Genomic DNA, 24,052 nt, shown 5'->3' with positions numbered 1-24,052 from the left:
TTGCGCCACAACAGGTTCCGCTACGGGGCGTGGCGCGGCGGGCCCGACCCGCTCGCCCCGCCCTACGACGTGCGGGCCGCCGTCGACCAGGTCGGCAACGAGGTCCTCGAGGGCGGCAGCCTGCGCGACGCGCTGCGCAACCTGCTGCGCCGCGGCCCGCAGGGCGGCCGGGGCCTCGACGACCTGCTCGCCCGGGCCCGCCGGATGCGCCGCGAGGCGATGCGCCGCGGCCAGCTCGACGGGGCCGTGACCCGCGCCCAGCAGCTGCTCGACCAGGCGCTGGCCGAGGAGCGCGACACCCTGACCCGGCTCGACGGCGACGACGCCCGCTTCGCCGAGGCGCAGCTCGACGCGCTGCCACGCTCGACTTCGCGGGCCGTGTCGGAGCTCAGCGAGTACAACTGGCGCTCCGAAAATGCTCGTCAGCTCTACAACCAGATCCTCGACCAGCTCCGCCAGGAGGTCGTCGAGCAGCGCTTCCAGGGCATGCAGCAGGCCCTGCGCGACCCCGAGGCCCAGGCCGCGATGCGCGAGATGCTGCAGGACCTCAACGCGCTGCTGGCCAAGCACGCCCGCGGCGAGAACACCGACGACGCGTTCGCCGAGTTCATGAACCGGCACGGCGACTTCTTCCCGGAGAAGCCGAACAACGTCGACGAGCTCATCGACGCCCTGGCCCGCCGGGCCGCGGCCGGCGAGCGGCTGATGCGCTCGCTGTCCCCGCAGCAGCGCGCCGAGCTGCAGGACCTGATGGCCCAGTCGCTCGGCGACATGGCCGGCGAGTTCGCCGCCCTCACCGACAACCTGCGCGCGCTGCGCCCCAACCTCAACTGGGGCCGGGGCGAGCGGGTCCGCGGCGAGAACGAGCTCGGCTACGGCGACGCCGCCGGCGCCCTGGAGGAGATCGGCGACCTCGACGACCTGCTCGACCAGCTCGGCCAGGAGCACCCCGGCGCGACCCTGGACGACGTCGACGTCGAGGCGGTCGAGCGCCAGCTGGGCCGGTCCGCCGCCGACGACGTGCGCCGGCTGCGCGAACTCGAGCAGCAGCTGCGCCGCCAGGGCTGGGTGACCCGCGGCGCCGACGGGCTGACCCTGAGCCCCAAGGCGCTGCGCCGGCTCGGCGGGACCGCGCTGCGGACCGTCTTCGCCCAGCTGCACGCGGGCCGACAGGGCCAGCACGACCTGCGTGACGCCGGCGCGGCGGGCGAGCTGACCGGGGCGTCGCGGCGCTGGCAGTACGGCGACGAGCAGGCCCTGGACGTCGTGCGCACGATCGGCAACGCGGTGCGCCGGCAGGCCACCGGGGGAGCGGCGACCCTGCCGATCGGCCTGGACGTCGAGGACTTCGAGATCGCCGAGACCGAACGGCGGGTCTCCGCCGCCGTCGCGCTCTGCGTCGACCTGTCCTTCTCGATGATGGCCGACGGCCGGTGGGGCCCGATGAAACAGGCCGCCCTGGCCCTGTCGCACCTGGTGGCGACCCGCTTCCCGCAGGACGCGCTGCAGATCATCGGCTTCGGGCGGTACGCGAGCACGCTCAGTCAGGAGCAGCTCGCCGCGGTCGAGCCGGACATGGTGCAGGGCACCAACCTGCAGCACGCCCTCAAGCTGGCCGCCCGCCACCTGCGCCGCCACCCGGCCTCGGACCCGGTGGTCCTGGTCGTGACCGACGGTGAGCCGACCGCCCACCTGCTGGACGACGGCAGCTCGTTCTTCATGTGGCCCTCGACCCGCGAGACGGTCCGCGCCACTGTGCACGAGGTCGACCAGCTCACCCGGTACGGCGCGGTGCTCAACGTCTTCATGCTCGGCGAGGACCCGGGCCTGCGCCGCTTCGTCGACGCGGTGGCCCGCCGCAGCGGTGGCCGGGTCTTCACCCCCGACGCCGATGACCTGGGCCGATACGTCGTTTCGGACTACATGCGGGCGAGGAGGGGACGCCGCGGCTGAGGATTCCCCCTCATGGCCATGTGGCTATACAATCATGTGGTCCCCAGCCCTTCCGGGCTGGGGACCACATTGCGATGCGGCTACAGGACGGTTCCGAATGCGAACGCTGCAGGGATACCGGTACGCGCTGGACCTCACCCCGAGACAGGAGCGGGCGATCCTGCAGCACGCCGGTGCGGCCCGGTTCGCGTTCAACTGGTCGCTCGCAAGGGTTGTCGCCGTCATGGGGCAACGCGCGGCCGAGCGCTCGTACGGCATACCCGACGCCGAGCTGACACCCGCGATCTCCTGGTCCTATCCCGCGATGCGCAGGGCATGGAACGCGGCGAAGGCGACGGCGGCGCCGTGGTGGCCCGAATGCTCGAAGGAGGCCTACAACACCGGCCTGGAAGCTCTCGCGCGGGCGTTGAAGAACTGGTCCGACTCCCGGTTGGGAAAGCGGCGGGATCGGCCGATGGGATTTCCCCGGTACAAGTCTCGCCACCGAACCGCGCCCTCGGTGAGATATACGACGGGCCCGATTCGGATCGAGCCTGACCGGCGGCACGTCGTGCTGCCACGACTGGGGCGGCTGAAACTGCATGAATCGGCCCGCAAGCTGGCCCGGCGACTGGAGGCCGGCACCGCGCGCATCCTCTCCGCCGCGGTAAGGCGCAACGGCGGGCGATGGTACGTGTCGGTGTGCGTCGAGGTTGAGCGGGCTGAGCGGGCTCCTGCCCGGCCCCGCTCCGTCGTCGGCATCGATGTCGGCATCACGAACCTCGCCGTTCTGTCCACCGGCGAGGTCGTGGCCAACCCTCGGCATCTGCAACGATCACTCCAGCGACTCCGGACCCTGGGCCGAGGCATGTCCCGGAAGTCGGGTCCCGCTTGGGCGGCCGGGCGGCCGCCGTCCAACCGTTGGCGGCGGGCCCGCGGCCGGCTCGCCGCGGCCCACGCGCGGGTCGCGAACCTCCGGCGTGACGGTCTGCACAAGCTCACCTCGCGGCTGGCCCGGACGCACGGGACGATCGTCGTCGAGGACCTCAACGTCGCGGGCATGCTCTCGAATCGCCGCCTGGCGCGGCATATCGCCGATGCGGGATTTGCGCCGCTGCGGCGCCAGCTTACGTACAAGACCGAATGGAACGGCGGCCGGTTGATCGTGGCCGACCGCTGGTATCCCTCCTCGAAGACCTGCTCAGGCTGCGGTGCGGTGAAAACCAAGCTCACCCTGTCCGAGCGCACGTACGCCTGCGAAGCGTGCGGTCTTCGGCTGGACCGGGATCTGAACGCCGCACGGAATCTGGCCGCGCTCGCCGCGGCCGCAGTATCGACAGCCGGGAGCGGCCCGGTGTCAGGACGCGGAGCCGACCGGAAGACCCCGAACCTGGGGCAGGTGGCTGTGAAACGTCAACCCGGCACTGCGCAAGCAGGCAAGACCGGGACCGTCCCTCTGCAAGGGGGGCCTCCGTCTCACACTTTCGAAGAAGTGGGTGAGACGGGCCTGATCCGTGTTTGAGGATCATGGTCTGGCGGTACTTCAATCAACGTAGATCGGTTTCGGTACCCACTCCTCCCGGGAGCTGACAAATGATCGTCCTTGGTCTGATCCTCTTCCTCGTCGGCCTGTTCCTGCACGTCGGCATCATCGAGACGATCGGGATCGTGCTGCTCATCGTCGGCGCGGTGCTGTGGATTCTCGGCGCGGTGGGCCGTCCGATCGCCGGCCGCCGTCACTATTGGTAACCAGCGAGCGCAAAGAAGGGCCGGCCCGGTGCCGGCCCTTCTTGCTGTTCAGCGGCGGAACCAGCGGCGTTTCTTCCCCGGGTGTACCGGCGGTTGCTCGGGCGTGCTGAGCAGGTCCCGCGCCACGCTCGTCACGGCCGGCGCCATCTCCGGTGTGCGCAGCGCCAGCACGGCCAGCGACTCGGCGATAGTCACGCCCCGCGTGCGGGCCTGCTGCACGGCGTCGAGGAAGCGTTCGGCGACCGTCGCGCGCACCTCGGCGCGGCAGGCGGGGTCCAGCCACGCGGCCACGACCAGCGCGAACACGGCCGCCTCGGTGGTCCAGTCCTCGACGCCGAAGACGATTTCGGTCAGCAGCCGCCGGGAGCGGGCCGTGTCGCCCGGTTCGGTCCCGGCCCGCAGTTCTTCGCAATGCAACAGGCCCAGGCAGGTGTACGCCTGGCAGGCCCGCTCCCACACCCCGTCCGGCAGCCCCGGGTCGGTGCCGGCCGGGGGATGCACCAGCAGCGCGACGAGCTCGGCGGCGGGCAGCTGGCCCAGCGGCAGCGCATGGTCGTACGCCGCGACCGGGTTGGGCCAGTCGGGCCGGACCACGCCGCGCAGCAGGTCCACCGCACGAGGTGTCGGCGGCGGTACCGCCGGTGCCGCCGACATCCCCGCATACGTCCACAACACGCGGCCGAAGGGCCGCTGCGGCGCGACCATGTCCGGCGGCGGGGCGCCCTCGATGGTGAGCGACAGGCCGGGGACGTCGCGGTGGACGAGGCGCAGCGCGCTGGGCACCTCCAGGGCGGTCAGCGTGGCCACCCCGCCCATGTCGCGCTGGTCGCGGGGAATCTGGCGCAGCAGGTTCACCACCGATTCGGTCGGCCCGGCGACGCGCCCGAGCCAGGGGCGGCCGCGGCAGGCGCCGTCGAGGTCGGTGTGCTCGTGGCTGGTGACCGGGTGCTCGCGCATGAAGTCGACCAGCGCGACCAGGTGCCGGACGTCGCCGTCGCGCTGGAACCGCAGCCGGGCGGCGGTGTGCACGGCGCAGTCGTAGTCCGGCACCCGCCTGATCGCGCTGTCGAGCAGGTCCAGGGCCTCGTCGAGGCGACCGGCCTCGGCCAGCCAGTTGGCCATGTCGGCGCACAGGTCGACCTCGTCGGGCTGCTGCTGCCAGGCCTGGCGCATGACCTGGATGGCCTGCTCGAACCGGCCGTCGGCCTTGAGCGCGTACGCGTACCAGACGGCGGTGAGCTTGTCCGGGCGCAGCCGGTGGCCGTGGGCGCCCCAGCGCACCGCCTCGGCGAGGACCCCGGGGGCGAGGGCGGTGAACCGCCGCCCGAGCCCGGCCGCGGCCCCGTGCAGCAGGGCGCTCGCGGGGTGGGCGGCGCAGGCCCGCCGGGCCAGGTCCAGGTAGACCTCGTTCGCCCGGGCCACCGCCGGCTCGGCCGGGTCGCCGAGGCCGGGCATGACCGCGACGAACAGCCGGGCCAGGTCGTCGGGGTCGAGCCGGCGCGGTTCGAGGGCCCGCACCCAGCTGACGTCGGCCCACGGCTGGGCGGGGTCGAACCGGGTCGCCTGGGCCAGCATCCGCAGCCCGCCGAGCGGATCGTGCCGCCCCTGCAGGTGCGCCCGGGCCACGACCGAGCCGATGAACGCCGGCTGCTCGATCGGGAACAGCGCGATGGCACCCTCGTCCCCGGCCCGCGCGACCAGGGCGGCGAGCAGTTCGTGCACCTCGGGCAGGCGCGGCGCCCAGGCCACGGCCCCGGCCACGTGACCGGCCGCGTGCTCGAGGTCGCCGTCGGCGAGCGCGATGCGGGCCAGGGAGAGTTCCCCGTGGGCCTGCGCGATCGGGTCGTCGCGCTGCTCGTCGGTCACTGCGTGAGCGTATTGCGTTCCGCCCGCTTTCGGTGACCCGCCCCGTCCGCCCGATTTCGCGGCCCACCCTCGCCGTCACCGGCCCGACCCTCGCCGGATTCCCGCGCCCTCCGGCCCGTCGCCCCGTTTCCCCGGCCCGCCCGTGGGCCGGTGGCCGCGGTGGCCGGCGCGCGCCGTCATGGCGCTGCCCGTCGCGGCCGACCGGTTCGGCCACCGGCGCGCGGTCGTCACCGGCGTGCTGCTGTTCGTCGCGGCCGGTCGCCGGCGCCGGGCCGGCCCTCACAGCCGCAGCCGTGAGGGCCAGGGTCGTCCTGGTGGGGTTGAGTATCTTGCTGCCGCGCCACATGGCTTGATGCACGGTATGTTGCCCGGCATGAGCGATGTCAGCGCGCCGCCCCCGGTCCGGCCGTTACGGGAACTGCTGCCGAACCTCGTCTGGGAGGCCGTCCTCCTGCTGGTCGCGATCGGGATGACCATCGCGCTGTACAACCGGGCGGAGGTCCTCTACACGTCCGGCGGGATCTGGCTGTCGATCGCGTCGCTCGGCTTCGCGACGAGCGGGCTGGCGCTGTCGCTGCGCACCGGCACCCCGAACCTGGCCGTCGGGCCGCTCGCCGGGCTGGCCATGTTCCTGTTCGTCGACCAGAACATCGGCGTCGCGCTCGTCGCCGTGCTCGGGGCGGGCGTGGTGCTGGCCCTGCTCGTCGGGCTGACCGGGGTGCCGGCGTGGGCCGTCACGCTCGTCGGCGGCCTGCTGGTGCAGGGCATCGGGCTCGGCCTCAGCGACGCGCAGACCCACCCGCTGAGCGACCGGCCGGAGACGTTCTGGACCTGGGGCGCCGGCTTCATCGTCGTGTCGATCGCGGGCGGCGTGGCGTTCGCGATCCCGCCGGTGCGCCGCTATCTCACCGCGAACCGCCCCGGCGGCGGCGAGGCGGGCGCGTTCAGCGGTTCCCGGTTCGTGGGCGCGCTGGTCGGCGTGGTCGGCTCGAGCTTCCTGGCCGGCATCGCCGGCGTCGTGCTCGCCCTGCAGGTCGGCGCCTCCACCCCCGCCGACAACGGATTCACCCTGGCCGCGCTGGTGGCGGCGATGCTGGCGGGCGTGAGTCCGTTCGGGCGGCGGGCCGGCATTCTCGGCGTCGTCCTGGCCGTGGTCATCCTCGACGCGGCCCGCCGGTTCGTGCAGCTGGAGGGCGGCGGGGCCTGGGTCGTCTTCACGCTGCAGGGGCTGCTGGGCCTGCTCGGCGTGCTCGTGGTGTGGATCATCGAGCTGATCGGGCGGCGGGCGTCGCCGTTCGTGACCGCCGTTCCCGCACGCCCGGCTCCGCAGTTCGGGGCGGCACCGGGATTCCCGCCGCCGGCGCCGTTGTACCCACCCCCTGCCCAACCGTGGGGCCCGCCCACGCCGGTGAGCCCAGCGGCGGCACCGCCGCCCGTCTCGGCTCCTCCGACCTCCGCGCCGCCCGTTTCGGCGCCGCCCGCGTTCCCGCCGTTGCCGGGTTCGGCGCCGCCGCCGCAGCAGGGCCCGAGCTGGCCGTCGACGCAGCAGCAGCAGCAGCCCGGGCCGAGCTGGCCGCCGGCGCCGTAGCGGTTCAGACGGAGTCGCGCGGCCCGAGGGCCGGATGCGCCGAGCCGGGGGCGATGAACCACGCCTCCGGCTCGTCGCGCAGCGTCTGATCGATCCGCAGCCGCGCGAACGCCTCCATGTCCGGCAGTTCGGACACGGCGAACCAGCGCATGTCCAGGGACTCGTCGTCGGCGACCTGCGCCTCCCCGGAGACGTGCCGGCAGCGGAACCACACGTTCATGTAGTCGCACTGGTCGCCGTTCGGGTACGTGACCGCGTGCATCGCGACCCCGGCGATCCGCTCGACCGCGATCTCGATGCCCGCCTCCTCGCGGACCTCGCGCACGATCGCGTCGGCCGGCTGCTCGCCCGGGTCGACCATGCCGGCCAGCAGCGACCAGCGCCCGGTGTCGCTGCGCCGGCCGAGCAGCAGCTCCCCGGCGTCGTTGAACACCACCGCCGACACGCCCGGCAGCAGGATCGGGTCGTGGCCGACGTGCTTGCGCAGGTTCCGCAGATACTCAGACATCGCCATGAGCCGCGACCCTACCGGTAGGTGCCGAGGACCCGTTCCACCGTGACGACGATGACGACCCGCGCCGGGTTCGGGCGCGGAACCTTGTACCGGCGGGCGTAGAGCTCCTCGGCCTGCCGTACCAGTGCGGGGTCCGACTCGACCGTCGCGGTGCCCTCGATGGTGCTCCAGCGCCGGCCGTCGATCTGGCAGATCGCGATGCGCGGATTGTGGGCGAGGTTGCGGACCTTCTGCGAGCCGCCCGACGTGATGATGCGCGCGAGGCCGGCCGCGGGGTCGTAGGTGGCGCCGACCGGGACGCTGTGCGGGGTACCGTCGCGGCGGATTGTCGTCACGGTGCACAGATGCCGTTCGGTCCAGAAGTCCGCGAGCTCGCTCACGCCGCCGTCACCTTGCCGTCCTCGACCTGGATGTGCCGGTTCGTGTGCACCGCCTCGAGCATCTGCCGGTCGTGGGTGACCAGCAGCAACGTGCCCGGATAGCCGTCCAGCGCCGACTCCAGCTGCTCGATCGCCGGCAGGTCGAGGTGGTTGGACGGTTCGTCGAGCACGAGCAGGTTCACGCCCCGGCCCTGCAGCAGCGCGAGCGCGGCGCGGGTGCGTTCGCCGGGGGAGAGGCTCGCGGCGGGACGCAGCACGTGCCCGGCCCGCAGGCCGAACTTGGCCAGCAGGGTTCGCACGTCCGCCGGATTCTGCTCCGGTACCGCCTGCCGGAACGCATCCAGCAGCGAGTTCTCGCCCTCGAACATCCGCCGCGCCTGGTCCACCTCGCCGACGACCACGCCGGGGCCGAGGTGGGACCGGCCCTCGTCGAGCGGAATACGCCCGAGCAGCGCGGCCAGCAGGGTGGTCTTGCCCGAGCCGTTCGCGCCGGTGATCGCGACCCGGTCGGCCCAGTCGATCTGCAGGTCGACGGGGCCGAGGGTGAACGTGCCGCGCCGCACCACCGCGGCGTTCAATGTCGCCACGACCGCCCCGGCCCGCGGCGCGGCGGCGATCTCCATCTTGAGCTGCCACTCCTTGCGCGGCTCCTCGACGACGTCCAGGCGCTCGATGAGCTTCTCGGTCTGGCGGGCCTTCGCGGCCTGCTTCTCGGTCGACTCGATCCGCTTCGACTTGCCGATCTTGTCGTTGTCGGGCTGCTTGCGGCGGGCGTTCTTGACGCCCTTCTCCATCCAGGCGCGCTGCATGCGGGCGCGCGCCTCGAGGTCGGACTTCGTGTCGGCGTACTCCTCGTAGCGCTCCCGCGCCTGCCGCCGGGCGATCTCGCGCTCCTCGAGGTAGGCCGCGTACCCGCCGCCGTACAGGCGGATCTGCTGCTGGTGCAGGTCGAGCTCGAGGACGGCGGTGGCGGTGCGGGTCAGGAACTCCCGGTCGTGGCTGACGATGATCGCGCCGGTCCGGAGGTCCTGGGTGAAGCGCTCCAGCCGCTCCAGCCCGTCGAGGTCCAGGTCGTTGGTGGGCTCGTCGAGCAGGAACAGGTCGTAGCGCGACAGCAGGAGGCTGGCCAGTCCCGCGCGGGCCGCCTGGCCGCCGGACAGGGCGGTCATCTCCAGGTCGAGGTCGACGGCCAGGCCCAGGTCGGCCGCGGTCGCCTCGGCCCGCTCGTCGAGGTCCGCGCCGCCGAGCGCCAGCCACCGTTCCAGGGCGATGCTGTACTCCTCGGCGGCCCGCTCGTCGTCGCCCAGCGCCTCGGCGGCGGCGTCCATGCGGGCCTGGGCCTCGGCGACGCCGGTACGCCTCGCCAGGAACGCGCGCAGCGTCTCGCCGGGGCGGCGGTCGGGCTCCTGCGGGAGGTACCCGATGGTGGCGGTCGGCGGGCTGAGCTGGACGGTGCCGTGCTCGAGGGGCACCAGGCCGGCGATCGTGCGCAGCAGCGTCGACTTGCCGGCGCCGTTGACCCCGACCAGGCCGATCACGTCGCCGGGCGCCACGACCAGATCCAGCCCGCTGAACAGGGCCTTGTCGCCGTGCCCGGCCGCGAGTTCCTTGACCACCAGGGTTGCTGCCACGTCGGTTCGATCCTCCGGAAATTGTCGTACCCGATCGTTAGTCTGCCTGGTGCGTGTTCGGGGTGGTCGCCGCGCCCCGGTAGGGATCGAGGAGTAGCGTGAATTCTGAAACGCGACCGGATCGAAACGGCTTGCTCTAACAGGAGAGACGCCTTGAGCACAACAGCACCAGCGGCCACGGGGGACGACACCGCGCTGACCCACCGCCAGATCGTCACGATCCTGGTGGGTCTGATGATGGCGATGTTCCTGGCCGCGCTGGACCAGACCATCGTGTCGACGGCGATGCGGACCATCGCCGACGACCTCGGCGGCTTCTCGTTGCAGGCATGGGCGACGACGGCGTTCCTCATCACCTCGACGATCTCGACGCCGTTGTACGGCAAGCTGTCGGACATCTACGGCCGCAAGCCGTTCATCCTCTTCTCGATCGGCATCTTCATCGTCGGCTCGGTGCTGTGCGGCACGGCCGGCTCGATCTACCAGCTGGCCGCGTACCGCGCGGTGCAGGGCATCGGCGCCGGCGGCCTGTTCTCCCTGGCCTTCGCCATCATCGGCGACGTGGTGCCGCCCCGCGAGCGGGCCAAGTACCAGGGCTATTTCCTCGCCGTGTTCGGCACGTCGAGCGTGCTCGGGCCGGTGCTGGGCGGCTTCTTCGCCGGCACCGGTGACATCCTGGGCGTGACCGGCTGGCGCTGGATCTTCTACATCAACGTGCCGATCGCCCTGGCCGCGTTCCTGGTCGTCATGCGCGTGCTGCACATCCCGCACCGCCGCCAGGACCACCGCATCGACTGGCCGGGCGCGCTCGCGCTGATCGTCTGCCTGGTGCCGCTGCTGATCGTGGCCGAGCAGGGCCGCGAGTGGGGCTGGGGCTCCGGGCGCTCCCTGCTGTGCTACGGCATCGGCTTCGTCGGGCTGATCCTGTTCCTGGTCGCCGAGACCGCGTACAAGGAGGAGGCGCTGCTGCCGATCCGCCTGTTCCGCGGCCGCACCTTCTCGGTGGCGTCGATCGCGAGCTTCGTGCTGGGCATGGCGATGTTCGGCGGGCTGCTGACCCTCCCGCTCTACCTGCAGATCGTCAAGGGCGCCACCCCGACCGAGGCCGGCCTGATGCTGCTGCCGCTGGTGCTGGGCATCATGACCGGCTCGATCGTGTCGGGCCAGACCATCGCGCGCACGGGCCGGTACCGCATTTTCCCGATCGTCGGCTCCGTGCTCATGCTCGCCGCGCTGTTCCTGTTCTCCCGCATCGGCGCCGACACCCCGCTGTGGCGGACCATGCTCATCATGGCGCTGATGGGCCTCGGCCTGGGCGGCAACATGCAGCCGGTGATCACCGCGGTGCAGAACGCGGCGAACCCGCGCGAGATCGGCGTGGCCACCTCGACGGTGACGTTCTTCCGCTCGATGGGCGGCACCCTGGGCGCCGCGGTCTTCCTGTCGGTCCTGTTCAGCCTCCTGCCCGACAAGATCAAGTCCGCCTTCACGTCGGCCTCGACCGCGCCGGAGTTCCGCGCCGCGGTCCAGGCCCACCCCCAGGACCTGCAGAAGATCCAGGGCGCGGCGACGTCGGGCTCGGCCAGCAGCCTCAACGACACGTCCTTCCTGGACTCGGTGAACGCGACCCTGGCCCACCCGCTGAAGGTCGGCTTCTCCGACTCGATGAGCGTGGTCTTCATGGTGGCGGCCGGCATCATGGTCGTCGGCTTCGTCATCATCCTGTTCCTGCCGGAGATCCCGCTGCGCTCCATGTCCGGCGCCCAGGCCCGCGCCGCGGAGGACGCCGCCGCCTCAGGCTCCCCGGCCGCGACAACCCCTCCGGCGAACTCGTCGTCTCCGAACGGCGGCTCCACCGCGGCTTCGTCGTCTCCCAACGGCGGCTCCGCCGCGGGTTCCTCGTCCCCGGCGGTTGCCGCGTCCTCGAACGGCGGGAGTCCGGCGACGGCCGCGCTGGAGACCGCGGGCGGGGCCCACGAGGCGGCGGAGACGGCGCCTGCGGTGGACCACACCCCGGCGCACGCCGTGGAGGCGGGCGCCCACGAGGCCGACGGCGAGGCCAGCCCGACCGACGTGCCTCCCCGCCACGCGCGCTGACCACTGTTCGCTCAGGCACGTCCGCGGCGGCTCCTGCACGGGGCCGCCGCGTTCGTGTTTTCCCATCTTGGCGCCTCGCCGACTTGACCTAGCATCCTAGGACGTCTTAGGGGAAGTGCCCGTCACCGCTCGTGGCCGGCGGCCAGCCAGTCGAGATAGTCGGCGACGGCCCGGTCGAGCGGCCACTCGGGCGCCCAGCCCGCTGCCCTGAGCCGCGTCGTGTCGAGGTAGGGGACCGGCCCGTGGCCGCCGTCGGGCAGCGCCGGCCGGACCTCGGGCCGCACCTTGGCGATGGCCGCGACGACTTCGCCGTTCGTGGTCGGCCGTCCGCCCCCGACGTTGTACACGCGATGCTCCAGCACCGGCGCGGTGGCCAGCATCGCGAGGGCGGCACCGCAGTCCCGCGCGTACAGGAGGTCGGCCCCGCTGGTGTGCACCGCGGCGGCGCGGGTGTCCGATGTGGCGGCGCCGGCCCGGATCTGGGCGGCCGCCGCGTGCACCAGTCCCGGGGCGGCCATGAACGGGCTGGACGGGCGGCCGCCCGGCCCCCAGATGCCGCCGATCCGCGCGACCACCACCTCGAGCCCGGACGCGAGCGCCAGGATCTCGGCGATCTTCTTGGACGCCGGAATCGGGTGCGGCGAGGCGAGGGGGAGCGGAGCGTCCTCCCGCCACGGGAGGTGCTCGACCCCGGCGTACACCCCGATCGTGCTCGCCAGCACCACCCGCTCCACCTGCCAGCCGGCCGCCGCCCGGAGCACCGCAACGGTCGCCGCCGTGTTGTGGTCCAGTTCCTCGAGCGCCGTCCCGCCACCGAGCGGGGCCGCGGCCAGGTGCACGATCGTCGTGATGTGGTGCCGCCGCCCGAGCCCGGCGAGGGACTGCGGGTCGGTGCAGTCGAGGGTCGTTGCCGCGACCTCGGCCGGGAGCAACGCCGACAGCCGGGGGTTTCGCGAGGCGGGCAGCGCGGGCGCGCCGAGGTCGAGCAGTGCGCGGGTCGTGTGGGCTCCGATGAAGCCGTACCCGCCGGTCACCAGGATCATGGCGCGGATCTCCCCAGCCGGCAGCGATCGATAGCGTGCTAGCGAAATGTAGCCGCAAAACTCGTTAGCATGCAAACGTGGCTGACGTGATCCGGCTGCTGACCCGGGCCCAGAAGTTGCTGCGGACGGCGGCCGACGAGGCGATGAGCGCGCACGGCGTGCGCATCGGTCAGAACCTCGTCCTGGAGGTCCTGTGGGCCCGGGACGGCCTGTCGCCGGGCGAACTGGCCACCCACCTGGGCGTGACCACGCCCACCATCGTGAACACCGCGACGCGGATGGTGAACGACGGCCTGATCGAACGCCGCCCGGACGCCGCCGACCGCCGCCTGGTCCGCCTGTACCTCACCGAGAAGGCCCGCGCCGCCCGGTCCCCGATCGAGGACGCCCGCCGCCGCCTGGCCGAGCACGCCCTGGCGACCCTGACCCCCGAGGAACTCGCGGCGCTGGAGACCGCCCTGCAGAAGATTATCGACCGCATGCAGACCCCGCCCCTGCCGTAGCGACCCGCGACCGCAACCGCCGCAGTCGCTGCTGCTGTTGCGGTCGCGGTCGCGGTCGCGGGAGGGTCAGTTCGCGGCGCGCCAGTTCTGGCGGGTGATGAGGACGCGGGCCTCGTCGGCGACCTCGCGCTCGACCGTCACCGCGTACTCGCCGGCCTGCAGGGAGCTGCGGGACGTGAAGTCGCGGCGGCCGCCGGTGAGGGCGTGGGCGATGGCGCCGAACACGCCGCCCCACAGGGCGCCGATGAGGATCGTCGCGAGCAGGATGCCCAGCCAGTTCGAGTTGCTGAACAGCGTGAAGAGGATCCCGATGAACAGGCCGAACCAGGCGCCGCTGGCGACGCCGGCGAGCGCGGCGCGGGCGACGGTGAGGCGGCCGAGGACGTTCTCGACCAGGCGCAGGTCGGTGCCGATGATGGCGGTCCGCTCGACGGGGAACCCGTTGTCGGACAGGTAGTCGACGGCCTGCTGCGCCCCGGCGTAGTCGGCGAAGCGGGCGACGGTCACGGTGCTGCGCTCGAGTTCGACGAGGTCGCCGACGTTCGGGTCGGGCTCGGGGTCCGGGGCGGGAACCGGCGGTTCGTCCACGGGAGGAGGGGTCGTCATGCCGGTCAGGGTAGGGCTGTCGGGGCCATCCCGCCCGCAACGCAACGGCGAATTTCCGGGTGACCGCCGGCAACACGTCCAAAATGACGCTGCCGGCCGCGACCGCGCCCGAGACCGGTAGCAGGAGGTCACCGCTCGGTCACCCAGTGCGTCGAATTGTCGGGGTGCGGGACTCAGGGGTACTTCCGGGCGTCACCCGAGGTCGTCGGGGCATTCCGGCGGGCAACCTTGCAGACATGACCGACATCAAGCGTCTCCGCCGGTCGCGGACCGACCGGACGGTCGCCGGTGTGCTGGGCGGCCTCGCCGAGTACCTCGGGACCGACCCCACCATGGTCCGCGCCGTGTTCCTGTTGTCCATCCTGCTGACCGGGGGCGTGGCCGTCCTCGCGTACCCGATGCTCTGGATCGTCATGCCCGAGGCCCCGCCGGCCCCCGTCAGCCCGGCCCCGAACGATCACCTCACCTTCGGCGCCTGACCCCGCCGGGGTTCTCGACTCCCTGCGCAGGCCGCCGCCGGAGCGAACGCTGCGCGCGGCGAGAAGTTGACCTATGGTGCGTGAGTGGCCCGTGACTCCCGCGTGACGATTGAGTCGCGGATCGTGGCGCCGTCGGCACGGCCGGGCAGTGGGCTGGTGCTGCTGGTGCATGACGGGCCGGAGTTCGAGCGGGTGGCCGGCGTCGTGGCGCGGTTCCCGCACGAGCACGTGGTGCTGCTGTCGCCGGGCAGCCGCAACGAGTGGTACTCGGCCAATCCCGCCTACGCCGCCGCGCTCGTGCGCGAGGTGTTGCCGTCGTTGCCGCCCGGGCCGGTCGTCGGGCTCGGGGCGAGTCTGGGTGCGCTGGCGCTCCTGCACGCCGAGAGCCGCCATCCGGGCAGTTTCGCCGGGCTGTTCCTGCAGTCCGGGAGCTATTTCACCGCTGAGCTGGACCCGCAGGAGTCCGGTTTTCCGCGGTACCGCCGGATCCTCGCCTTCGTCCGCCGCGCCCGACCGGTCGCGTCGCGGGTGGTCTTGACGTGCGGGCGGGACGAGGAGAACCTGCTCAACAACCGGGCGATGGCCACGCGCCTCGGCGTGCCGCTGCTCGAGGTGCCGGGCGGTCACTCGATGACCACCTGGCGCGACGCGCTCGATCCACACCTGCACCGCCTCTTGCAGGAGGTCACCGATGACCACGCCGGAACCCAACGCGACGACCCCGCTGCCGGGAAGCCAGTCCCCGGCAGTACCACCGCCGGCTGAACCCGCCGGCCGATCGAGCGGGCCGGCCGCCGCCGCGGGCCTCGGCGAGATCCCGCAGCAGCGCGCCGCCGAGGCGGGTGTGCGGGACCATCTCGTCGGGCTGCTGCTCGGGACCGAGCAGGACTGGCCGCGGGCGTTCGAGACGCTGGTGGCGCGGCTCGGGACGGTCACGGCCGCGGACGGGAGCCGGCACCGGCTGCGGACCGAGCGGGTGACCATCGAGCCGTTCAGCCTGCGGGACCGGCCGGCGCACCAGCTCGTCATCGATCGGCTGGCGTACTGGTACTACCACCCGCGGGAGTGGCTCAAGAAGATCGCGTTGATGGATGACGTGTACCTGCTCAACAGCCCGTTCACGTTCCAGTCCATGGAGAAGCACGCGGCGTACTGCGCGATGATGCGCCTCGGCCTGCACGTGCCGGAGACGGTGCTGGTGCCGTACAAGAATCCGGTCGATCATGCGAAGTGGGCGTACACGGCGGACCGGTACAACCAGCCGTTCGACCTTGACGCGGTGGCCGAGCGGCTCGGGTATCCGCTGTTCATGAAGCCCTACGACGGCGGGGCGTGGGTCGGGGTGTCGCGGGTCGCCGACAGTGCGGCGTTGCACGCCGCGTACGACCAGTCGGGTGAGCGGTTGATGCACCTGCAGCAGTCGGTCGAGGATTACGACGTGTTCACCCGGTCGCTGTCGGTGGGGCCGGAGACGATGGTGATGAAGTTCCGGCCCGCGCTGCCGATGCACGAGCGGTACGAGGTGTCGCACGGCTTCCTCAGCGACGAGGTCGGCGACGAGGTCGTGACCATCTCGCGGCTCGTCAACGCGTTCTTCCGGTGGGAGTTCAACTCCTGCGAGTGCCTGGTCCGCGACGGTGTGGTGTACCCGATCGACTACGCCAACGCGTGCCCGGACGTCGCGCTGACGAGCCTGCACTACTACTTCCCGTGGGCGATGACGGCGCTGCTGCGGTGGTCGGCGTTCTGCGTGGTGACCGACCGGCGGGCGAAGCTGGACATGGACACGGCCCGGTACTTCGAGATCGGCGACTCCGGCGCCGACTACCGGTCGAAGCTGCGCGGCTACCGGGCCCTCGCCGACGAGTACTTCGACACCGACCGGTACCGGGAGTTCTGCGACACGACCCTGCGGCACGTGCCCGAGCTCGTCGCGGAGTGGGTCGCGTCGGCGGACTTCGACGACCTGATCGTGAGCACGGTCCGGGCCACGTATCCGGCGCACGAGCACGAGCGGTTCGTGGCGCATTTCCGGGGACTCGTCGGGCAGTGGCGGCACGAGAACGGATCGTGACAAGCCGGGGCGAAATCGCCGTACTGTAGCGGCGCCGGGCAGGTGCGGCGAGGGTCGTGACGCGGTTCACGAGGATCGTTCGCCCGAACCGGTGACGTCGTGGTAGCCCGCGTCACAATCCGTAGTTCGGGCTGGTAGACGTGCGTACCGTCAATGGTGTCAATCGTTGGCGATCGTTGGAAGGCGGTACTGCATGGGTCCGTACGACCACCCCGCATGGTGCGCTCGAGGGCACCGTTGCAACCTCGGTGAGCACCGGGCGCACCCGGCGGTCATGGAGATCGACGGGGTCGGGAAGGTGCTGATCACCCGCGTGCTCGGCCGGAACGGGCGGGAGCGGATGGAGGTCACCGGGTCGGCGTACCTGAGCACCACCGGGCAGGCGGCGAACCGTCAGGTCGACCGCACCCTGCGCGGCTTCGCGCACGTGATGGCGAACGCGGCCGCCCGCTGAAAAAGCAGGGACCTCAGCGGGGCCAGTCGCGCAGGCGGAGGCGCAGGGCGGCGATGCGGTCCGCGTCCAGGCCGTAGAAGGCGAACCGGCCGTCGTCGAGGCGGTCCAGGTAGCGGCCGGCGGCGAGGACGTCGGCGAACTCGAGGGCCGGGTCCTGGCGGCGGGCGAGTTCGAGCAGTTCGCCGAGGGAGTAGCGCTCCATGGCGGCGGCGACGTCGATGTAGTCGCGGACCTCGCGGCGGTTGATCAGGGCGGCGACCTTCGTGGCGATGAGGTCGTCGAGGTGCATGACCGGCCCGACGTCCATCATCACGGGGCTGTGCCGGCGGTCGAGGCGGGACAGCGTGAGGCGTACCGTCTGCGTGCCGTCGCCGACCGTGAACTCCCGCTGGTCGAAGCCGGCGAACAGTTCGAGGAGGTCGTCGGCCTCCTCCTCGTGGACGGTGTAGCCGGCCGCGCGCAGGGCCGCGCAGACCGCGTCGGCGGCGGCTCCGGCGGCGCCGTCGGTGTCGGTGAAGAGGTCGACGTCCTCGGTCGGGCGTTCGACGAGGCCGTTCATCAGCCAGGCGAAGCCACCGCCGAGGACGAAGCCGTGCTCCTCCGCCACGGCCAGGGCGACCCGGGCGACGTCGGTGTAGAAGGGGATCACCGCGGGCGCAGCGCCGGGTGCCGGACCTCCCAGGCGCGGCGGACGCCGTGCGGCAGGTTCAGCTCCGGCCAGACCCGCACCAGGATCTTCTTGTTGAGGAAGCGGCGCAGCTCGTCGTGGCGGATCGCCTCGCGCAGGACGTTCTCGTACATCCACAGCAGCAGGTCGTGGTTGTCGAGGTCGAAGGCGCGCTGGGGGTTCCACATCAGCCGCTGCGGCAGCTCGACGACGCCGCGGACCGGGCCGCGGAGCTCTTCGAGGGTGCGGGCGACGAGCGCAGGGCGGTGCGGGCGGGCCAGATAGGCCACGCGTCCGTGCGCCGGCTCGTCGTGCATGAGGCGAAGTGTACCTGTCATCCCCATTCTGAGAACCTCACCGCGCGTTCTGCCGGGGAATGACGACCTCGCGGAAGATGAGCTGAATCGCGGCGACGACCGGAATGGCGATGAGCGCGCCGACGACACCCATGAGCGCGACGCCGATGAGGACCGAAAGGATCGCGGCGAGGTCGGAGACCTTCACCGCGCGGCGCATCACGGTCGGGTAGATGAGGTAATTCTCGACCTGCTGGTAGATGACGAAGAAGATGACGCAGGCAATGCCGGCGTGCAGCGAGGTCGCGAAGCCGACAATGGACACCACGACCGCGCCGAGGGTCGCGCCGATCTGCGGGATGAGGTCGGTGATGGCGACGAGGACGGCGAGGGCGTACGGATAGGCGACGCCGATGACGAGCAGGAACACGAACGAGGACAGGCCCGCGACGACCGCGATCGCCAGCGCACCGCCCAGGTAGGCGCCCACCTTGGTGAGGATCTCGTCGCCGAGCAGCCGGACGCGGTCGCGGCGGCTGGCCGGGATGAGCCGGTACCCGCCGTCCTTGAGCCGGTCGAAGGCCGCCATGAAGTACAGGGTGAGAATGATGACGGTGAAGATGTTGAACAGCGCCGAGAACGCGACCTGGACGCCGCCCCACACCCCGCCGAGGGCCTTGGTGACATTGCCGGCGGTCGCCACGTTCTTGAGCTGATCGAGCAGCTGGTAGTCGTCGTTGAGCTTGTTCAGCTGGTCGTTGCGCTGCAGGTTGTCGATGTAGCCGGGCAGGTTCTCGATGAGCGCGTTGCTCTGCTGGACCAGCGGCGGAATGAGCGCGACGATACCGCCGCAGAGCACCAGCATGGCCCCGATGCCGACGATGGCGACCGCGAACCCGCGGGGGACGCCCCACTTCACCAGCCGTACCACCGCGGGATTCAAACCGATCGCGAGGAACATCGCGATGAAGATGAGCACGAGGATCGACCGGACGTTCTGGATCGCGAGATAGGCGCTCCAGGCCAGCAGCAGGCCGAGGCCGGCGGTGAAGCCGATGATGAGCGGCGAGCGGCGCATCGGCGGCCCGGGTTTGCCGAACCGGGGCGACTCCTCGACGATCACGATGTCCACCTCGACGTCGGGGGCGGCAGTGGCGTCAGCGGCGTCGGGGGCGTCGGGTCTGGGTCGTTGCGCGGCCGGGGCGGGCTCCAGCACCTCGTCCTGCACTGTGAACTCCCTGGGAAGTCAGATGGTCTTGAGGCAGGGTACCGGGTGCTCGCACGGGAACACCGTTAGCGTGAGTACATGGCAGATCTCGTGTACCCCCCGGTCATCGCGTTCGCGAAGACCATGTTCCGCGCGCTCAACATGAAGATCACGATCGAGGGCGAGGAGCATGTGCCGGCGAGCGGGGGTGCCGTGATCGCCTGCAACCACATCTCATATCTCGATTTCATCTTCTGCGGCCTGGGCGCGCGGCGCTCGAAGCGGCTCGTGCGGTTCATGGCCAAGGAGGAGATCTTCCGGCACTCGATCGGCGGCCCGCTGATGCGCGGCATGCACCACATCCCGGTCGACCGCGACGCCGGCATGGGCTCCTACAAGGCCGCGCTCACCGCGCTGAAGGCCGGTGAGGTCGTCGGCGTGTTCCCGGAGGCGACGATCAGCCCGTCGTTCATGATCAAGGACATGAAGAGCGGGGCGGCCCGGCTCGCCGCGTCGACCGGCACGCCGCTGGTGCCGATGGTCCTGTGGGGCACCCAGCGCTTCTGGACCAAGGGCCGGCCTCGGGATCTCACGAAGCGTGGCGTCGCCGTCACGATCGCGATGGGTGAGCCACTGCACCCGCAACGGCGGGACCCGCAGGACGCCGTGATGGCGGAACTACGATCGCGGATGACGGTCCTGTTGGATCGGGTGCAGCGGTCCTACCCGCAGCAGCCCGCCGGACCGGACGACGCTTGGTGGCTCCCGGCCCACCTCGGCGGCACCGCACCCGAGCCGGCCGTCCTCGAAGCGGAGGCCCAGTGACCTCGACCGAACCCACCGACCTGCTCGTCCAGCTGCGTGAGCTGGAGCCGGTCGTCGAGGAGAACCTCAACCGGCACCTGAGCACGGCCAAGGAATGGTTCCCGCACGAGTACGTGCCGTGGAGCGAGGGCCGCGACTTCGACGGCATCCTCGGCGGCGAGGCGTGGGAGCCGGGGCAGTCGAAGCTGTCCGAGGTCGCCCGGATCTCGCTCGTGGTCAACCTGCTCACCGAGGACAACCTGCCCAGCTACCACCACGAGATCGCCACGGTGTTCGGCCGGGACGGGGCGTGGGGGACCTGGGTGCACCGGTGGACGGCCGAGGAGGGCCGGCACGGGATCGCGATCCGGGACTACCTGCTCGCCACGCGCGCGGTCGACCCGGTGGCGCTGGAGCGGGCCCGGATGGCGCACATGGAGGGCGGCTTCGCCAACGCCTACGAGGGGCTGTTCGAGTCCGTCGCGTACGTGTCGTTCCAGGAGCTCGCGACCCGCGTGTCGCATCGCAACACCGGCACGGTCTCCGGCGACCCGGTGTGCGAGCAGCTCCTGGCCCGGGTCGCCGCGGACGAGAACCTGCACATGATCTTCTACCGGAACCTGCTCAACGCGGCGTTCGACCTCGCGCCCAACCTGGCGATGCGGGCCGTGACCCGGGTGGCGACCTCCTTCCAGATGCCCGGGCACACGATCGAGAACTTCGGCCGCAAGTCGGTGCAGATCGCCAAGGCCGGCATCTACGACCTGCGGCTGCACCACGACGACGTGCTCACCCCGGTCCTGCGCCAGGTGCGGGCGTTCGACCGGCCGGTGTCCGGCGACGGGGACGCGGCCCGCGACGAGCTCGCGGCGTTCATGGCCGACCTCGACGCGCAGGCGTCGCGGTTCGTGGAACGCCGCGACGCGCAGCGGGCCCGGGCGGCGGCCTCGGCGGCAGTCTGACGTTGTGTCATCGGCCGGATCCGCTGCGTCGCTCGCGGCGGGTCCGGCCTTTCGATGTGGGGACCGTCACGTTGCGTCGACGGCTGGAGTGCTCCGCGTGCTGTCCGTGCTCGTCAGAGGCGCTGCGCCTGTCGAGGGCCCCGGTTGCCTTCCGTGAGCGTTGCAGTAGGCTGCGACGACCGTTCCGTGCCTTCGACTGCCCGTCTGACCGATTTCACCGGGTCTTACGGCGGCGTACTGGCTGCGGAATTTCACTCCCCGTATCGGAAGGCAGCATCGCCATGGCCAGACGCGTGATACATGAGCTGATCGACGACCTCGACGGCGGCCTCGCCGACGAGAGCCTCAGCTTCGGCCTCGACGGCGTGCAGTTCACCATCGACCTATCCGCGAAGAACGCCGCCGAGCTGCGCGACGTCCTCGCACCCTTCGTCGGCGCGGCCACGAAACTGGGCCGCGTCCAGGCGGCGGCGCCCGTGGTCACGCGCGGTGGCCGGGTCCGGCCGGTGCTGTCGGCGCGGGCCGAGCGGGAGCAGAACCGGGCGATCCGCGAGTGGGCGCAGGGCAAGGGGCTCGAGGTCTCCGACCGCGGCCGCATCCGCGCCGACATCGTCGAACGGTTCCACGCCGAAGCGGGAAGCTGAACCGGGGGCGCCCGATCGCCGGGCGCCCCCTCTGTCCTCCAGCCCACCCGTCGCGCCCGTCGGCCGGGCTACTGGTTCGCCTCGGTGCGCGCGAAGCGCTGGCGGGACAGGACCACGAAGGCGGCGCCGGCCATCAGCATGCACAGGCCGAACAGGGCGATGCTGCTGATCGGGTCGCCGGTCACCGGCAGCGACGTGGTGGTGTCGCCCGTCTCACTGCCCGTGGTGTCGCCGTGGCTGATCGGCGCGGCCGGGACGGCGGCGTGCTGCTCCAGGATGTCGACACCGAGCGTGAGGTACCGGGCCGTGCCGTTGCTGTCCACGCCCGAGGCGACCAGCGTGTGCTGGCCCGTGTAGCCGGCCGGCACCGTCACCGCGACGCTGAACGCCCCGCCGCCGTCGGTCGTGGCCGTGGCCAGGGTCTGCGGCGCCGAGTAGATCACCACGGTGATCGTCGTGTGCGGCGCGTACCCGGTGCCGCTGATCGTGATCATCTCGCCGGGCGCGACGTCGGTGCCGCTGGAGCTGTCCACGTGCCCGGCGCTCGGCGGCACGTCGGCCGGCAGCGTCAGGCTCGCCGGCGTCGCGGTGCTCGCCGCCGACCACTCCGAGTCGCGGCCGTACTGCCCGAGCGCCTGCACCCGCACCTCGTACTCGGTGCCGGGGGTCAGGCCGGTGATCGCGCAGCCGGTCGCCGACGCCACCGCCTCGCAGCTCATCGTGGTGCCGTGACCACTCGCCGTCGCGCGGAACTTGGCGATGCCCGTGCCCGGGTCACCGGCGGTCCAGCCCACCCAGATCGCCTCGATCCGGGCCGCCGCCGTCACGTGCGACGGGGCCGCGGGGGCCTTGCTCGGCGTGGCCGGCGGCGCGCTCACCCACGGCGAGTCGCCGGTGTCGCCGGTGCCGTTGGCCGCGACCTGCACCGTGTACGCGGTGCCGTTGCTCAGCCCGGTGATCGTGCACTGCTCCGCGGTGCCGGCGACCGGGCCGCAGCTCAGCGCGTGGTCGGCGGCGGTGCGCACGGTGTAGCCGGCGATCCCGGAGCCCGTGTGCATCGGGGCCGTCCAGTGCACGAGCAGCGTGCCGTCACCCGGCGTGACCGTCACCCCGGTGGGCGGGTCCGGCGGGCTGGCCACCACGACCGGTGCCGACGCCGTCGACCAGCCGGAGTCGCCGCTGGCATTGACACCCTTCGCCTGTACCCGGAACGCGTACCCGGCCCCGCCGGCCTGCAGGTGGTCGATCTCGCAGTACGTGCTGCCGCCGTCCGTCGTGTCGCAGGTCTTCGTCGGGTCCTCGACCGCCGTCGCGACGTACTTCGCGACCCCGGCCCGCGTGGTCGCCGGGGCCGTCCAGCTGATCCGCAGCGTGTTCGGGCCCGCCGGTACCGCCGTCACGCCCGTCGGCATGTCCGGCGCGCCCGGGGTCACCGGGTCCGACGCGGCGCTCGGGTCGGAGTCGCCGTTCTGGCCGGCGCCCATGGCCTTGACCGTGAACGTGTACGCCAGGCTGTCACTGAGGGTGTCGACGAGACAGTGCAGCGTGGCGGCGTCGATGGTGCTGCAGCCCTTCGAGGCGTCCTGGTCGGCGGTCACCTCGTAGTGGTCGATGCCGCTGCCGGGGGTGCTCGACGCCGTCCAGGAGACGGTGACCGCGGTCGGGGTCTGGCCGACGGCGTGCACGCCGGTCGGGGCCGACGGGGGACCGGGGACGACGGCGCCGGAGGTCACGACGGCGGACGGCTCGCTCTCGTCGGCGGTGCCGAAGGCGACGACCTTGACCCAGTACGCGGTTCCGGCGTTCACACCGTTGACGATGTCGCAGCTCATGGCGGAGGCGTCACCGCCGAGGCAGCTGCCGGCGACGGCGCCGTCGTGGTCGTAGGCGGTCGCGGTGTAGTGGTCGACGTCGGCGCCGGAGTGGCTCCAGGAGACGTGGATGCCGGACGCCATGGCCTCGACGCTGATGCCGGTCGGGGCGTCGGGGGTGGCCTCGATGCGGGCGCCGAAGCCGGGGGCGGAGACGCCGGGGACGTACACGCCGGTGCCCGGGTTGTCCGTGTCCTTGGCCGCGCCGCGCTTGTCGGTGGCCGTTGCCGTGTCGTCCGGGACGTAATCCAGCGGCTCGGCGTCGTCGGTGGTCGCGTCCGGGGCGGTGGTCTGCGGGTGGTGGGCTGCCTGGGCGCTTCTTGTCGGGACAGGCCGGGTCGCGGTGGTGGAAGCGGTGGTGGAAGCGGTGGCGGTGGCTGAGGGGGCGGCGGCCGGGGATGCCGCGGGACTCGCGGACGGGCTGCTCTTGGGCTGGGCGTGTTTGGAGCCCCAGCCGCCGTTGGTGTCCGGGTCGCCCTGGCGGCCCCAGCCGCCTTTGTCGTGCTTAGCGTCCGGTTCGGCGCACTCGTTCGCCGACTTTGCGGAGGTGGTTTCGGCGTCGCACCGGGACGACTCCGCGGTGGGCGTGAGCGGGTCGCCGTCGGTCATGGCCGCGAAGGCCGGGCCCGCCGCGCTGCCGAGGACCACCAGGCCCGCCGTGAACGCGGCCAGGCCGGTTCTCAGT

At 72.0% G+C, this 24,052-nt stretch carries 23 protein-coding genes; 13 read left to right on the top strand and 10 right to left on the bottom strand.

What is annotated here, in order from left to right; genetic code table 11:
- The 3 genes from ACQP00_RS27095 (at position 1) to ACQP00_RS27085 (ending at position 3,681) form a co-directional block, all read left to right on the top strand.
- On the top strand, positions 1–1,953 hold the full coding sequence (locus tag ACQP00_RS27095; protein ID WP_433199500.1) for a VWA domain-containing protein: 1,953 nt from the start codon (positions 1–3) through the stop codon (positions 1,951–1,953).
- A 97-nt stretch (positions 1,954–2,050) separates the two neighbouring features.
- Positions 2,051–3,454 (top strand): IS607 family element RNA-guided endonuclease TnpB, encoded by a 1,404-nt coding sequence (tnpB, locus tag ACQP00_RS27090; RefSeq protein WP_433199497.1) that lies wholly within the window; start codon positions 2,051–2,053, stop codon positions 3,452–3,454.
- Between the two features lie 71 nt (positions 3,455–3,525).
- Complete coding sequence (locus tag ACQP00_RS27085) at positions 3,526–3,681, top strand: DUF6131 family protein (protein WP_223092164.1); 156 nt, start codon at positions 3,526–3,528, stop codon at positions 3,679–3,681.
- Between the two features lie 48 nt (positions 3,682–3,729).
- Here ACQP00_RS27085 and ACQP00_RS27080 read toward each other — a convergent pair whose 3' ends face one another.
- Entirely contained in the window at positions 3,730–5,547 is a 1,818-nt protein-coding gene (locus tag ACQP00_RS27080; protein WP_433199495.1) for a tetratricopeptide repeat protein, read from the bottom strand.
- Between the two features lie 373 nt (positions 5,548–5,920).
- Here ACQP00_RS27080 and ACQP00_RS27075 point away from each other — a divergent pair, with 373 nt between their 5' ends.
- Positions 5,921–7,135, top strand: a complete 1,215-nt coding sequence (locus ACQP00_RS27075; RefSeq protein WP_433199492.1) for a hypothetical protein — start codon at positions 5,921–5,923, stop codon at positions 7,133–7,135.
- A 4-nt stretch (positions 7,136–7,139) separates the two neighbouring features.
- On the opposite strand, the gene ACQP00_RS27070 is transcribed toward ACQP00_RS27075, so the two are convergent.
- From ACQP00_RS27070 to ACQP00_RS27060, 3 genes are read right to left on the bottom strand one after another with little or no spacing between them, the layout of a single operon-like run.
- A complete protein-coding gene (locus ACQP00_RS27070; RefSeq protein WP_433199489.1) occupies positions 7,140–7,649 on the bottom strand; it encodes an NUDIX hydrolase in 510 nt (169 codons plus the stop codon).
- Between the two features lie 11 nt (positions 7,650–7,660).
- Positions 7,661–8,029 (bottom strand): pyridoxamine 5'-phosphate oxidase family protein, encoded by a 369-nt coding sequence (locus ACQP00_RS27065; RefSeq protein WP_433199486.1) that lies wholly within the window; start codon positions 8,027–8,029, stop codon positions 7,661–7,663.
- Positions 8,026–9,660, bottom strand: coding sequence for an ABC-F family ATP-binding cassette domain-containing protein (locus ACQP00_RS27060; RefSeq protein ID WP_433199483.1), 1,635 nt, complete (start codon positions 9,658–9,660; stop codon positions 8,026–8,028). The genes ACQP00_RS27065 and ACQP00_RS27060 overlap by 4 nt, the downstream gene beginning before the upstream one ends.
- 153 nt (positions 9,661–9,813) lie before the next feature.
- On the opposite strand from ACQP00_RS27060, the gene ACQP00_RS27055 reads away from it, so the two are divergent.
- Entirely contained in the window at positions 9,814–11,757 is a 1,944-nt protein-coding gene (locus tag ACQP00_RS27055) for an MDR family MFS transporter (protein WP_433199480.1), read from the top strand.
- Positions 11,758–11,879: 122 nt separating this feature from the next.
- Here ACQP00_RS27055 and ACQP00_RS27050 read toward each other — a convergent pair whose 3' ends face one another.
- A complete protein-coding gene (locus ACQP00_RS27050) occupies positions 11,880–12,800 on the bottom strand; it encodes an NAD-dependent epimerase/dehydratase family protein (protein WP_433199477.1) in 921 nt (306 codons plus the stop codon).
- 77 nt (positions 12,801–12,877) lie between these two features.
- Here ACQP00_RS27050 and ACQP00_RS27045 point away from each other — a divergent pair, with 77 nt between their 5' ends.
- Complete coding sequence (locus tag ACQP00_RS27045; protein WP_433199474.1) at positions 12,878–13,303, top strand: MarR family winged helix-turn-helix transcriptional regulator; 426 nt, start codon at positions 12,878–12,880, stop codon at positions 13,301–13,303.
- A 66-nt stretch (positions 13,304–13,369) separates the two neighbouring features.
- Here ACQP00_RS27045 and ACQP00_RS27040 read toward each other — a convergent pair whose 3' ends face one another.
- A complete protein-coding gene (locus ACQP00_RS27040; RefSeq protein WP_433199471.1) occupies positions 13,370–13,909 on the bottom strand; it encodes a general stress protein in 540 nt (179 codons plus the stop codon).
- 236 nt (positions 13,910–14,145) lie between these two features.
- Between ACQP00_RS27040 and ACQP00_RS27035 the strand changes: the two genes are divergently transcribed.
- From ACQP00_RS27035 to ACQP00_RS27020, 4 genes are all read left to right on the top strand, one after another.
- The gene (locus ACQP00_RS27035; RefSeq protein WP_433065939.1) at positions 14,146–14,388 is read left to right on the top strand and encodes a PspC domain-containing protein; all 243 of its coding nucleotides are present in this window, start codon (positions 14,146–14,148) and stop codon (positions 14,386–14,388) included.
- Between the two features lie 84 nt (positions 14,389–14,472).
- Positions 14,473–15,153 carry an alpha/beta hydrolase gene (locus tag ACQP00_RS27030; RefSeq protein ID WP_433199468.1) on the top strand — a complete coding sequence of 227 codons (681 nt, stop codon included), beginning with the start codon at positions 14,473–14,475 and terminating at the stop codon, positions 15,151–15,153.
- Positions 15,080–16,462, top strand: a complete 1,383-nt coding sequence (locus ACQP00_RS27025; protein ID WP_433199466.1) for an ATP-grasp domain-containing protein — start codon at positions 15,080–15,082, stop codon at positions 16,460–16,462. The genes ACQP00_RS27030 and ACQP00_RS27025 overlap by 74 nt, the downstream gene beginning before the upstream one ends.
- A 274-nt stretch (positions 16,463–16,736) precedes the next feature.
- Positions 16,737–16,916, top strand: coding sequence for a hypothetical protein (locus ACQP00_RS27020; protein ID WP_433199463.1), 180 nt, complete (start codon positions 16,737–16,739; stop codon positions 16,914–16,916).
- Positions 16,917–16,929: 13 nt separating this feature from the next.
- Here ACQP00_RS27020 and ACQP00_RS27015 read toward each other — a convergent pair whose 3' ends face one another.
- Genes ACQP00_RS27015 through ACQP00_RS27005 form a run of 3 tightly spaced genes read right to left on the bottom strand, consistent with a single transcriptional unit; the run spans position 16,930 to position 19,011 of the window.
- Positions 16,930–17,565, bottom strand: a complete 636-nt coding sequence (locus tag ACQP00_RS27015; RefSeq protein ID WP_433199460.1) for a nucleotidyl transferase AbiEii/AbiGii toxin family protein — start codon at positions 17,563–17,565, stop codon at positions 16,930–16,932.
- On the bottom strand, positions 17,562–17,900 hold the full coding sequence (locus ACQP00_RS27010; protein WP_433199457.1) for a hypothetical protein: 339 nt from the start codon (positions 17,898–17,900) through the stop codon (positions 17,562–17,564). Before ACQP00_RS27010 ends, ACQP00_RS27015 begins: the two co-directional genes overlap by 4 nt.
- Before the next feature lie 37 nt (positions 17,901–17,937).
- Positions 17,938–19,011, bottom strand: coding sequence for an AI-2E family transporter (locus tag ACQP00_RS27005; protein WP_433224007.1), 1,074 nt, complete (start codon positions 19,009–19,011; stop codon positions 17,938–17,940).
- 174 nt (positions 19,012–19,185) lie between these two features.
- Here ACQP00_RS27005 and ACQP00_RS27000 point away from each other — a divergent pair, with 174 nt between their 5' ends.
- The 3 genes from ACQP00_RS27000 to ACQP00_RS26990 all read left to right on the top strand — a co-directional run bounded on the left by ACQP00_RS27000 (position 19,186) and on the right by ACQP00_RS26990 (position 21,496).
- Positions 19,186–19,911 carry a lysophospholipid acyltransferase family protein gene (locus ACQP00_RS27000; protein WP_433199454.1) on the top strand — a complete coding sequence of 242 codons (726 nt, stop codon included), beginning with the start codon at positions 19,186–19,188 and terminating at the stop codon, positions 19,909–19,911.
- Positions 19,908–20,852 carry an acyl-ACP desaturase gene (locus ACQP00_RS26995; protein ID WP_433199451.1) on the top strand — a complete coding sequence of 315 codons (945 nt, stop codon included), beginning with the start codon at positions 19,908–19,910 and terminating at the stop codon, positions 20,850–20,852. Before ACQP00_RS27000 ends, ACQP00_RS26995 begins: the two co-directional genes overlap by 4 nt.
- Positions 20,853–21,133: 281 nt before the next feature.
- Positions 21,134–21,496: a histone-like nucleoid-structuring protein Lsr2 gene (locus ACQP00_RS26990; RefSeq protein WP_433199448.1), complete on the top strand. Its 363-nt coding sequence runs from the start codon at positions 21,134–21,136 to the stop codon at positions 21,494–21,496.
- 68 nt (positions 21,497–21,564) lie between these two features.
- Here ACQP00_RS26990 and ACQP00_RS26985 read toward each other — a convergent pair whose 3' ends face one another.
- Positions 21,565–24,015: a fibronectin type III domain-containing protein gene (locus ACQP00_RS26985; RefSeq protein WP_433199445.1), complete on the bottom strand. Its 2,451-nt coding sequence runs from the start codon at positions 24,013–24,015 to the stop codon at positions 21,565–21,567.
- Positions 24,016–24,052: the final 37 nt, after the last annotated feature.

Source organism: Dactylosporangium sp. CS-047395, assembly GCF_050942185.1.
Taxonomy (GTDB): Bacteria; Actinomycetota; Actinomycetes; order Mycobacteriales; family Micromonosporaceae; genus Dactylosporangium.
Note: the sequence above shows the minus strand (reverse complement) of the source record. Positions and strands in the feature narration are given on the sequence as shown.

Bases quoted from the DNA above. Each gene is read 5' to 3' on its own strand.
- ACQP00_RS27010 (WP_433199457.1), bottom strand. From the start codon at position 17,900: ATGCACGACGAGCCGGCGCACGGACGCGTGGCCTATCTGGCCCGCCCG.
- ACQP00_RS27050 (WP_433199477.1), bottom strand. From the start codon at position 12,800: ATGATCCTGGTGACCGGCGGGTACGGCTTCATCGGAGCCCACACGACC.
- ACQP00_RS27085 (WP_223092164.1), top strand. From the start codon at position 3,526: ATGATCGTCCTTGGTCTGATCCTCTTCCTCGTCGGCCTGTTCCTGCAC.
- ACQP00_RS27020 (WP_433199463.1), top strand. From the start codon at position 16,737: ATGGAGATCGACGGGGTCGGGAAGGTGCTGATCACCCGCGTGCTCGGC.
- ACQP00_RS26990 (WP_433199448.1), top strand. From the start codon at position 21,134: ATGGCCAGACGCGTGATACATGAGCTGATCGACGACCTCGACGGCGGC.
- ACQP00_RS27075 (WP_433199492.1), top strand. From the start codon at position 5,921: ATGAGCGATGTCAGCGCGCCGCCCCCGGTCCGGCCGTTACGGGAACTG.
- ACQP00_RS27070 (WP_433199489.1), bottom strand. From the start codon at position 7,649: ATGGCGATGTCTGAGTATCTGCGGAACCTGCGCAAGCACGTCGGCCAC.
- tnpB (WP_433199497.1), top strand. From the start codon at position 2,051: ATGCGAACGCTGCAGGGATACCGGTACGCGCTGGACCTCACCCCGAGA.
- ACQP00_RS27035 (WP_433065939.1), top strand. From the start codon at position 14,146: ATGACCGACATCAAGCGTCTCCGCCGGTCGCGGACCGACCGGACGGTC.
- ACQP00_RS27040 (WP_433199471.1), bottom strand. From the start codon at position 13,909: ATGACGACCCCTCCTCCCGTGGACGAACCGCCGGTTCCCGCCCCGGAC.
- ACQP00_RS27000 (WP_433199454.1), top strand. From the start codon at position 19,186: ATGGCAGATCTCGTGTACCCCCCGGTCATCGCGTTCGCGAAGACCATG.
- ACQP00_RS27025 (WP_433199466.1), top strand. From the start codon at position 15,080: ATGACCACGCCGGAACCCAACGCGACGACCCCGCTGCCGGGAAGCCAG.